11 protein-coding genes are annotated in these 10,562 nt (G+C 69.6%); 2 read left to right on the forward strand and 9 right to left on the reverse strand.

Annotated features, from left to right (window positions below):
* Window positions 1–9 precede the first annotated feature (9 nt).
* The 6 genes from ACIBQ1_RS56700 to ACIBQ1_RS56725 form a co-directional block, all read right to left on the reverse strand.
* Complete coding sequence (locus ACIBQ1_RS56700; protein WP_397291421.1) at window positions 10–540, reverse strand: MSMEG_0572/Sll0783 family nitrogen starvation response protein; 531 nt, start codon at window positions 538–540, stop codon at window positions 10–12.
* Window positions 541–577: 37 nt separating this feature from the next.
* Entirely contained in the window at window positions 578–1,393 is an 816-nt protein-coding gene (locus ACIBQ1_RS56705; protein WP_397291423.1) for an amidohydrolase family protein, read from the reverse strand.
* A gap of 5 nt (window positions 1,394–1,398) precedes the next feature.
* Window positions 1,399–2,715, reverse strand: a complete 1,317-nt coding sequence (locus ACIBQ1_RS56710) for an MSMEG_0569 family flavin-dependent oxidoreductase (protein ID WP_397291425.1) — start codon at window positions 2,713–2,715, stop codon at window positions 1,399–1,401.
* A complete protein-coding gene (locus ACIBQ1_RS56715; RefSeq protein ID WP_397291427.1) occupies window positions 2,712–3,017 on the reverse strand; it encodes an MSMEG_0570 family nitrogen starvation response protein in 306 nt (101 codons plus the stop codon). Before ACIBQ1_RS56715 ends, ACIBQ1_RS56710 begins: the two co-directional genes overlap by 4 nt.
* A gap of 664 nt (window positions 3,018–3,681) precedes the next feature.
* Window positions 3,682–4,323 carry a carbonic anhydrase gene (locus ACIBQ1_RS56720; protein ID WP_397291429.1) on the reverse strand — a complete coding sequence of 214 codons (642 nt, stop codon included), beginning with the start codon at window positions 4,321–4,323 and terminating at the stop codon, window positions 3,682–3,684.
* 319 nt (window positions 4,324–4,642) lie between these two features.
* Window positions 4,643–5,674 (reverse strand): TerC family protein, encoded by a 1,032-nt coding sequence (locus ACIBQ1_RS56725; protein ID WP_397291431.1) that lies wholly within the window; start codon window positions 5,672–5,674, stop codon window positions 4,643–4,645.
* Between the two features lie 410 nt (window positions 5,675–6,084).
* On the opposite strand from ACIBQ1_RS56725, the gene ACIBQ1_RS56730 reads away from it, so the two are divergent.
* On the forward strand, window positions 6,085–6,264 hold the full coding sequence (locus ACIBQ1_RS56730; RefSeq protein WP_397291433.1) for a hypothetical protein: 180 nt from the start codon (window positions 6,085–6,087) through the stop codon (window positions 6,262–6,264).
* Window positions 6,265–6,378: 114 nt separating this feature from the next.
* On the opposite strand, the gene lnt is transcribed toward ACIBQ1_RS56730, so the two are convergent.
* From lnt to ACIBQ1_RS56745, 3 genes are all read right to left on the reverse strand, one after another.
* Window positions 6,379–7,905 (reverse strand): apolipoprotein N-acyltransferase, encoded by a 1,527-nt coding sequence (gene lnt / locus ACIBQ1_RS56735; RefSeq protein ID WP_397291435.1) that lies wholly within the window; start codon window positions 7,903–7,905, stop codon window positions 6,379–6,381.
* Window positions 7,906–8,347: 442 nt separating this feature from the next.
* Window positions 8,348–9,289, reverse strand: a complete 942-nt coding sequence (locus tag ACIBQ1_RS56740) for a tyrosine-type recombinase/integrase (protein ID WP_397291437.1) — start codon at window positions 9,287–9,289, stop codon at window positions 8,348–8,350.
* 231 nt (window positions 9,290–9,520) lie between these two features.
* The gene (locus tag ACIBQ1_RS56745) at window positions 9,521–9,904 is read right to left on the reverse strand and encodes a LysR substrate-binding domain-containing protein (protein WP_397291439.1); all 384 of its coding nucleotides are present in this window, start codon (window positions 9,902–9,904) and stop codon (window positions 9,521–9,523) included.
* Between the two features lie 146 nt (window positions 9,905–10,050).
* On the opposite strand from ACIBQ1_RS56745, the gene ACIBQ1_RS56750 reads away from it, so the two are divergent.
* A complete protein-coding gene (locus ACIBQ1_RS56750) occupies window positions 10,051–10,308 on the forward strand; it encodes a hypothetical protein (RefSeq protein WP_397291441.1) in 258 nt (85 codons plus the stop codon).
* Window positions 10,309–10,562: the final 254 nt, after the last annotated feature.

The raw sequence follows: 10,562 nt of genomic DNA on the forward strand, positions 1-10,562 counted from the left end.
GCGGCCGCCTTACAGCTGGTAGGTGGAGTTGATGATGGCGCCCTTGCGCGCGTAGTGGATCAGCGCGTCCTGGACGTCCAGCGGGTGGGTGGGGATGACGCCTTCGATGAGGTCCTCCTCGCGGGCGCCGTGCAGGGACAGTCCGAAGCGGCAGCAGTAGACTTTGCCTCCCTCGGCGATGAACGTCTTGAGCTGGTTGTTGATGTTGTGCTCGCCGGGGAAGGCGGAGTTGCCGACCGTCGGGAAGCCACGGGTGGCCAGGCAGTTGAGAGAGCCCGGGCCGTAGAAGTAGATGGCGGTCTCGAAGCCCTTGCGCAGGGCGCGGGTGGCCTGCAGCACGGCGACGAAGGACACCGAGGACTCGTGGGCGATGCCGTGGACGAGGGTGAAGTAGGTCTCGCCGTTCTCGGCCTGGTAATCGGGGAAGACCTTGGTGGAGCCGTAGATGTTGGAGCCCTCCGGCAGGGAGGGGTGCGGGATTTCGTTGAGGGACTTCTGCTCGACGTCGGAGAGTTCGGCGGTGACGGTGGAGTCGGACATGGCTGTCTCCTTGCATACGGGATGGTGAAGGGGGAGGTCAGTCGTAGAGCGCGGCGAAGGTGTCCCGGAAGACGAGCGCGCCGAGTTCGCCGCCGCCGGTGGCTTCGGCGAGCCGGGCGTACTCGCCGGTGAAGTCGCCCCATGGCTGGTCGCTGGCGAAGAGCACCCGGTCGTGGCCGATGCCGCGACGCTCGATTTCCTGAGTCAGCCAGCGGGGCGTGAAGCCGATGGCCCAGGACAGGTCGGTGTAGACGCGTTTGCCGGCGGTGATCCAGTCGAAGAACCGGGAGCCGGCGAGCTTGATGTGGCCACTCATCCCGCCGCCGAAGTGCACGAGATGGACGGGGACCTGGTCGGCGTACCAGTCGACGAGGTGGCCGACCTCGTCGATGTCGGAGGCCGCGCCGGGAGAGGTGTGCACGTGAACCACCAGGTCGCGGCTAGCGGCCTCGGCGAAGATGCGGTCGAGCAGCGGTCGGCAGGCCGGATCCGTGGGGCGGCCGCCCAGCAGGAAGCTGAGCTTGAGCGCTTTCACCCCGGGCTCGCCCGCCAACGTCAGTGCCTGTGTGGTGCGCTGTTGGTCCTCTGGCCGAGGCGAGACCCACAGGCCGGCACGGATCCGGTCGTCGCTCTGGGCGGCTTCCACCGCCAACTCGTTGAAGGAGAAGGCGATGTCGGGGTCGGGGACGCCGTAGTTGGGGATGACCAGGGCGCGTTCGGTGCCCTCCGCGTCCAGGTCGGCGATCAGCTGTTTGACCGTGGCGCGGGCGGTGGTGTCCGGGTTGACGGGCGGCCCGCCGTAGAAGGGATAGGCGGGCAGGACGCCGATGTGACGGTGCGCGTCGTGGACCATGGCCGTCAGCCGATCGGGAGGGCTGAGGCGAGCTCGCTGGGCGCGCCGGTGAGGGTGCCGCACACATCCGCCAGGCGGCGCGAGGCTTCGATGTGGTCCGCCAGGAACTCCGCGTCGCGGCCCACCGCCTCGAACCGTCCCGAACCCCACGAGTACTGCCAGGGCAGGCCCAGGAAATACAGGCCGGGGACACCGCTCGCGCCCCGCCAGTGCATCGGATAGCCCCGGCCGTCGAAGACGGGAGCCTCGATCCACCGGTGGTCGCGCCGGAACCCGGTCGACCACACGATGGAAGTGATCCCGGCGGCCTCCAGATCCACTGAGTCCGGCTTCTCGTCCGGCTCCCACACCGGTACGTACCGAGGCTCTTCCGGAGCAGCGATGCCCACGGCGGTGATGTACGCGTCAATGGCGTCCTTGATGCCCTCGGCCACGGCGTCGGCGTGGTCCAGGTTCACTTTCAGGTCGCCGGCGAACTCCAATGCCGTACCGCTGATCGCGCTCAGCCGCCCGTACAACCGCATGCCGTCGCGGGCGAAGGCGCGCAGATCGATGTCGCGGCCGCCGTCGCGGCCGGTGACGTAGTGGTTGACCCGCATGCGCACGGCGTCGACGTCGTCGAACTCGTCGATGCTCCTGGCGTAGTGCCCCATGCGGTCGAGCCAGGCCACGCAGTCGCGGCCGCGGTAGAAGCGGGCCACGCGTGGTGCGCTGCCGACGGCCAGGTGCACCTGGCGTCCGGCGAGGTGCAGGTCTTCGGCGATCTGGCAGCCGGACTGGCCGGTGCCGACTACCAGGACCGCGCCCTCGGGCAGTTGGTCCGGGCTGCGGTAGCGCGAGGAGTGCACCTGCGTGATGCCGTCGGGCAGGCGCTGGGCCATCGGCGGGATGGACGGCTTGTGGTACGGGCCGGTGGCGACCACCACCTGGTCGGCCGTGAAGGTTCCTGCGGTTGTGGAGAGTGCGAACACCCCGCTCGTGTCGCGCCGCAGCCGGACCACGGACACACCCTCCACCAGCGGCGGCCGGAAGAAGGCCACGTAGTCCTCCAGGTACCGGACGATCTCGTTGCGGACCATGAACCCGTCCGGATCGTCCCCCTGGTAGGGGAAACCGGGCAGCCTGCACTGCCAGTTGGGGGTCACCAGACAGAAGGAGTCCCAGCGGCGCTCGCGCCACTCGTGCCCGGCCCGGTGCGCCTCGATGACCAGGTGTTCGATACCGCGTTGACGCAGGCAGTAGCTCACCGAGAGTCCTGCCTGGCCACCGCCGACCACGGCCACCGGGTAGTGGCGGCCGGCCAGACGTTCCGCCGGGCTCACCGTGTACTCCCGCCGTCGGCGGTCAGGGACTCGACCGTCACCCTGGCCCCACTGACGGAGGCATACGCCGCGGCGGTCTGTTCGATCCGCGTGAGCTGGTCGGAGGCGCCGGTGCAGAAGAAGCCGAACCTCTCCCGTACGCGCTCCCCGGCGATGCCGAGGGCTATACGGCTGCGCTCGACAAAATCCGCGAGCTCGTATTCACCGCCCGGGGCGAAATAATCCCCGACTACCGTGGAGGGAGAATAGCAGCGCTGGGTCACACCGTCGGGCCAGCGCACATCGAAATACATCTCGGGCATGACCGCCTCCATGCCAGGCGCCGAGGTCTTGACACCTCGCCGCTGCCTGTGGGGCCCAACTCCAGCCCTTGCAGATTGCCAAACGAAGTCATCCGGAATAAAGGGGGGTTGCCAATACCTCACATCGGTCGAGTCCCAGATGAAACGCTGGTGTCACGGGGCAACGGTTCTGGCTGGATACAATTTAACACGGCCTCATTACGGGCGATATAGAACGAAAACACCACACCCATGAATGCGCTCCGCACATTCCGGACCCCCGGTATGGAGTAGGGCTCCGTCATGTCCAACCAAACCGTACCCTTGACCGTCATCGACACCACTACTGCGGATCGGGGGAGGTTTCCCATTCCTCAAATCAACGCCGAACTGGACACGCTTCCCCTGATGTCCGACCCCGATACCGGCATGCCGGTCATGAAGCTTGTTTACCGCGCCGGCTTCACCAACCCCTGGCACACTCATCCCTGTGCGCACGGCATCCACGTGCTCGATTTCGCCATGAGCATCAGCAGCCAGGCGCCCTGCTGTCCGGGGTGGGTCAGCGAGGAGTGCCGCCACTCATGCAGGTCCCAGCCCGTTCCGGGGCTCGCGCACCGCGGTCTGCTCGTCCAGCAGCGCGCGGGCCTGCCCGTAGGACAAGCGAGGCGTCCGGCAGCGGGTGTCACCGTGCGCAGGCGACAGCCCTGCTCAGGCCCTGGGAGGCGACCAGCCGCGCGCTGCCGCCGGCCAGCCGGTAGGACAGGCCCGCCACGGCGAGGCGTCCGGCGGCCACCCGCTCGGCCAGGACACGGGAGCGGTCCAGCAGCAGGTCGACGGTGTGCCGGATGTGTTCGTGGAGGATCTCCTCGGGCTGGTCGCGTCCGGCGGCGCGGGCCGCCAGCACGCTCGGCATCACCCGCTCGACGACGTCACGGACGAAGCCGGCGGGGGCCTTGCCACCGTCGGCGGCGGCGCAGGCAGCGGCGATGGCCCCGCACGAGTCATGGCCCAGGACCACGACCAGCGGGCAGTTCAGCACGCTCACCCCATACTCGATGCTGCCCAGCACCTCCGCACCGGCCACATGCCCGGCCGTGCGGACCACGAACAGATCACCCAGTCCCCGGTCGAAGATGATCTCGGCGGCCAGCCGGGAATCGGAGCACCCGAACAGCACCGCGAAGGGACTTTGAGCCGGTGTGGTCTCGGTGCGGCGTGCGGCGTGCTGGTTGGGGTGCTCGGGCGAGCCGGTGACGAACCGCTGGTTGCCCTCCAGCAGCATCTCGAAGGCGTCATCGGGAGTCGGCGTCAGTATCTCAGTCAACTGGTATCAGGCGACGGTCGGCCCAGTGGAAACGCGCGGCCAGGTCCAGGGGCGGCGGCTCTTTGACCAAGGCGGTCACACAGCCCCACTGTGGCAACGTGGGCGCGGTACAAGGAGTGTGCTCCGTGGTGGCCGTGGTGGCCGCAGCAGGGAAGAGCCACTGGCCCGCCTGCTGACCGTTACACAGCTGGTCGACCTGTTCCCGCCGTTTCGCAGCCTGACGCAGGCCACCAGCCGGCCGACGCACCGACAGCGCCGAGCAGTCACCACGAGCTCCGCTCAGACCAACAGGAGGCGGCGAAATCACGTGTCACCCGAGTTAACCGTCCGAGGGCGGGGCGGTGGCACGCTGGACATCGCGGCGGGCGTCGCGGCGGTTGGCGTGCACGCTGGTGATCGTGACGGTCGTCAGGACCACGATGATGACGCCGAGTGAGACCAGGGTGGGGATCTGCGGGATTGTGGGCCAGATGCCGTGCGCCCAGTGCAGGGCGAGTTTGACTCCGATGAAGCCCAGGATGACGCCGAGCCCGTGGTTGAGGTGGCGTAGCTTCTCCAGCACGCCCAGCAGCACGAAGTACAGCGCCCGCAGGCCCAGCAGGGCGAAGGCGTTGGTGGCGAAGACGAGGAAAGGATCTTCGGTGACGCCGTACACGGCGGGCACCGAGTCGACCGCGAAGACGATGTCGGTGGCGAAGACGGCCACGATGGCCAGCGTCAGCGGGGTCAGGGCGCGCCGACCATCCTCGCGAACCGTCAGGCGGGAGCCGCAGTAGTCGCCGGTGACCGGCATGAAGCGCCGCAGCAGCCGGATCGTGCGCATGGAGGAGATGTCCACTTCCTGTTGTTTGCCGCTCAGCGCGTCGGCGAGGATCTTGCCTGCGGTGACGATCAGGATGGCGCCGAACAGCAGGAACGCCCAGGTGCCGCTCTGTAGCGCGGCCGCGCCCAAAGCGATGAAGACCGCGCGCAGTGCCAGTGCCCCGATGATGCCGTACAGCAGCACCCGCTGGGCGAGCTCGCGGGGCACCGCGAAGGCCGACAGCAGCAGCATGAACACGAACAGGTTGTCCACTGAGAGCGACTTCTCCACCACGTACCCGGTGTAGAACTCCACCGACGCCTGCGGCCCGAACCCGCGCCACACGTAGAGGCCGAACAGCAGGGGAAGCGCCAGGTAGAAGACCGACCAGCCGACCGCCTCCCGCATCCGCACCTCGTGCGGCCGCCGCGTCAGCAGGAAATCCGCGCCCAGCAGCAGCGCGAGGCAGCCAACCGTGATCGCCCACAGCTGCGGCGAGCCGATCGTCTCCAGCGGGGCGGCTGTCATCAGACTCATCAGGGCGGGCATGGAACCTCCTCGAACGCGGCGGGCCGTTCGAGGTCTCCTTCACCCACGACCGTGCGGGCGGCCGCCCGGGGACGAGGTCACGCCCGTACTGACCGAGCCGGCTCTTGGGAAGTACTCCCCTCGCCCTTCCAGGGTAGGCGAACCTCCTGGTCAGCTCCAGTGCGGCGGCTGCCTTGAGGGCGATCACCGGCGTTTGACCGGCGCCGCAAGCCGGGCCGATAGTGGAAGGAGCACGCAAGGGGAGTACCCGCCATCCGGCATCCCGGTCGTCATCACGGTCTGCACGCCTGGACAGGCCCGGCGGGATGGCCCTCCTAAGGTCCGGCCGGCGCGGCCTGGCCGACAGGGAGGGTGCGGGAAGACCTTCGTCCTCGTGACCGCCTCCAGGCGAGGCCGAGGGGGGAGTCCTCATGTCGATCACCGTGCTGCTCGAGATCCTGGCGGGCATCCTGCTGATCTTCTCCGCGCTCGTGGCCGCCGCTGTGCTGTGGGTTCCACCACCGCGGTCCCGCGCCGCCGTCCGCCACCGCACCGCCTCTCGCACACAGCCAGTCGAGGACCGCCCAGAGTGGCCGGGAAGGCGTGACTGACAAAAATGCCGAGCCTGTCTATCTGCCAAAGCGCCCACCGGCACCACCAGCAGCAGGGGCAGGAAGCTGAAGCCCGCCGCGTCAACCTTGTCGTCGATGCGCGTCGTGATGGCATCACAGCCTTCCATAAGCACGGCCGGTGATCCGCCGGGCGGCTGCTGCGGCCCCGGCGCCGAACGCGATCCCGCCCGCCAGGACGGGCACCCAGTCGCCCAGCCGCACGTACGGCGTCTCCTCGGCCGACAGCGGCACGTCCACCACAAACGCGCCGCGGTACTCGGGCGGGAACCAGGCCAGCCGTCCGCCGCGCGCGTCGAACGCCGCCGACGTGCCGTCCAGCTCGACCAGCACCGCCGGCCGGCCCGACTCGACCGCCCGCAGCGCCTCCAAGCTCGCCTGCTGCGCGTGCGCCCAGCTCCCGTGGAACGTCGTCAGCGACCCCTGCGTGATTGTCACGTCCACGCCCCTGCGAGCCAGGCCGCGCCGCAGGTCCGGAAAGGTCGATTCGTACGAGATCAGCGGCCCCACCCGGCGTCCGGCCACCTCGAACACGGCCGGCCCGGCGCCGGTGATCCGGTCCTGCTCGGCCGCCTCGGTATGCCCCGCGATCCAGCCGAGCACCGGACGCAGCGGGATGTACTCGCCGAACGGGACCAGTCGCCGCTTGACATAGGTGTTCACGACCCCGTCCGGCGTGTACTGGTAGGCCGACTTGGCGATCCGGCCGGAGGGATCCGCGGCGTCCACGTTCACCAGCAGATCGGCGCCCACATCGGCGGCTGCCCGGCGAAGCAGGCGGTCCACGTCCGGACGCCGGGCGGGGTTGAGGGCGACGCTGCTCTGCCCCCAGACCACCACGTCGGGGTTACGGCCGGCGAGCTCGCCGGTCAGCCGCAGGTGCGCGGCCACGCGCCGCTCCGGGCCGGGCACAGGGCCAGGCTGCACGCCCGCCACACGCATCACACCCGTCACGGCGGGCTCGGGCCGTACCAGCCCGGAGCACACGGCGAACGCGGCCAGCACGACGACGGCTCCCCCGCCGGCCAGCCGTACCCGCCGCCCCGCATCCGGCAGCACGGCGATCGCGAGCCCGGCGTTGACCGCGACCAGAACGAAACTGAGCAGCCACACCCCGCCGAGCGCGGCCAGCCCCAGAACCGGCCGCACCTGCCACTGGCTCGACCCGAGCAGCCCCCACGCCCCGCCGAGGTGCTGCCACGAACGCAGCGCCTCGACGACCACCCACACCGAGGGCAGTACCAGCAGAGCCACGCCCGCTCTGGCCGGGGAGAGACGCCGCAGTAGCCCGTAGGCGACCAGCCCGAACGGCACCCACACCAGCCCGATGACCAGCACCGCCAGCGGCCAGTACACGCCCAGGAACGGCAGCACCCAGTGGTGCAGCGTTGCGAAGAAGCCCGCCGATGCCCACCAGCTCCGCCATCCCGCCTCACGGAACGTCGCCGCGCGGGCTACCAGGAGCAGGAACGGCACGAGGCCGAACCACGTCCACCACCAAGCGTTCACGGCGGGGAAGACGAGGGCCAGGCACGCGCCGGTCATGGCGGCCATCAGGCGGGGGGCCCAGCGGCGCGCCAGGCCGGCGCGGTCGGCCGGGGTGGTGACGGACGCGGTCGGCACACCGCCCCGCTACCCCGCCCGGCGCCCGTCATCGCCCCCGGCCGCTGCACGTGCGCGACCAGACCGGCAAACTCCGGGCGGACCGCGGCTGGGGAGTTCAGTTTCGGCGGCTCAGACCAGCGCGCCGGCCAGCAGGAAGATCGCGATTCCGTGCGCGAGGGCGGCGATGACGCCGCTGCGTAGTCGCAGGAAGGCGCAGATCAGCCCGCGCACGGCGGCCAGGTCCTCGCGGAGGCGGGGCAGGGCGGCGTCCAGGTCGCGGCGGCGGGGCCTCCCTGTAGTCCGGGAGAAATTTTGGTCGGATTTCGCTGACCTGCACTGATGCCGATTCCTGGGGCGCGGAAGCCACAGCGCGCCTGGATGCGGGGCGATGAGCGACGAGCGGGCAGACCACGTAGGTCAGAGCAGGGCAATTCTCCCTTCTCTTCAGGAAAAGAGCTGGTCAGTGCGTACGGCGCGGCGGCGCGAGGTGGGTGGTGACGGCCGCGATGGCTTCGGCGCCGGGTTTGACGTAGCGCATGGCGGTGCGGGGATTCTTATGCCGGGTCTTGCCCATGATGAGCTGCAGCGGGACTTCGGCGTCGCCGAGGTGGGTGGCGGCGCTGTGGCGCAGTTGGTGCAGGTCGAGGCCGGCGTACTTGTTCAGCAGGACGCGGGCGCGGTCGTAGCCGAGGCGGGCGCGGCCGGTGTGCGGGCAGATGTCGCCAGCCGCCGGGCGGCGAGCGGGGACCGGGCGGCGTTCGGACAGGAACAGCGGACCGTGGGTGCGCGTGCTGCCGTCGGGGAGGCGGAGGAGGCGGGGCAGCAGGTGGGCGGTGCCGCTATCCCAGTACACCCACTCGATCGCGCCACCCTTGGAGCGGACGGGGGCACGCCGGTACTCCAGGTCCAGGTCCTCGACGTTGAGCGCCAGGATCTCGGCGGCCCGGGCCACCGTTTCATAGAGCATCTGCCACAGCGCCCGCTCCCGCAGGGGGATGTCGCGGCGTGACAGCAGCCGGTGCATGGTGGTCTTGGCCACGGCGCGGGTCTCGTCGGCGGTTTCCTTGCGGCGTTCGGCATCGGCTGGGACCGACGGGGCGGTCCAGCGCTTCTTGGCCTGGCACCAGGAGAGCCAGGAGGTGACGGCAGCTCGGTTGCGGTTCCAGGTCGCCGGCGCGCATCGGCCCCACAGCTCGGTGAGCGCGGCGCCGATCTCGGCGTCGGCGACATCGGCGAGCGGACGGTCGCGGCCGAGCCGGGCGGTGACACGGTCGATGGCCGAGGCGTAGGCGCGGTGGGTGTTGGGGTTGGCCGTGCGCGCGGTGGCGAGGAAGGCGTCGGCGGCCGCGGCGAGGCTGACGTCCCCACCCCGTATCGCGGCGATCTTCGGGACGGCGCTCATGCTGGCCGCTGCGCGACGGTTGCGGCGATGTACCTGATAACGTGCATGAGTCGCGCACCGCTCCGGTGACGAGTTCCCCTGGTCGCCGCGCCGCCATGATCGCTCATGTACGTGATAATAGGCCTTTATCACGTACATCTCCGCGGATCTCCGCCAGCGGTAGTGCCACCCAGGCGGGACGGGGATCTTGCCAGCAGGCGTGACCAACGCGATGTGCCCAGGATGCGCGGCTCAGATGGCAAGGGTGCCGATGTCGGCGGCGACTCGGGCGAAGGCCCGGATGGGGTCGTTCTCGGTCTCGGTGCGCCACACGAGTGCATACGGCAGGGCGGCGATGTCAGTGACGGACAGGTAGGCGATGTCGGGCCGGCTCCAATAGCGCCTCATGTGGGCGGGGAAGAGGCTGACGAGGTCCCCGGTGCTGGCCAGGGTGAGAGCCTCCTCCGTGTTGTGTACCAGCGGGCCGCGTTCGATCCGCCGCCCCGAGCGGGTGTGGGACGGGACGTAGCCGTCGGCCCAGTTGTCCGTCCACGTTGGGGGGTTCGCATGCTGGAAGTCGGCGACCATGTCCAGCGAGACCGTGGTAAGCCGGGTGAGTTCGTGGTCGGTGGCCACGGCCACCACCCGCGGCTCGGCGAACAGGACCGGGCCACCGGATCTGCAGCTTCCACTGCGGGTGGCGGGTGCGGAAGGTGTCCCAGTAGGGGCGCAGGTCGTGGACGTGATAGGGAGCGGACGACCTCGTCACGCTGCGGGAGTGTGTGCGAACCTTCGGCGTGGGCGCCGGGCTGACCGGCGAGCGGCTGATGGATCTGGTGATCGCGGCGAGCGAGGCCGCCACCAAAGTGCTGGAACACGGCGGAGACGGCACCTTGATCGCCTGGAGCGACAACGACGGGGTGAGCCTAGGTCGTGAACGCGACCGGCGTGCTGGCCAAGGCGGTCCTGGCCGACAAGCCCGCCCCGGACGCGTTCACCTGGCGGGGCGTTGGGATCTGGTTGATGCGCCGGCTGAGTGACGAGGTCAGTGTCGACCTCAGTGATGGCACCACCCGGTTGTGCCTGCGCTTCCGTAGGACGGGCAGGACACCCGCTGCTTTGCCGGTGTAAGTCTTAGTGGTCGTCTGCGTAAATCTCTCGGGGGTTACGCGGCTGCGTCGAGTAAGGCAGGCTGATGGTCGCAGCCGGTGAGCTGCTGGGAGTTGCGCTCTTTCTGTTCGTGTCGCTCGATCCGGGTCAGTAGGTCCTCGAGGTCGGCCGGGGTGAACTTCCA

It is taken from the genome of Nonomuraea sp. NPDC050153 (assembly GCF_044460125.1).
Lineage (GTDB): Bacteria > Actinomycetota > Actinomycetes > Streptosporangiales > Streptosporangiaceae > Nonomuraea.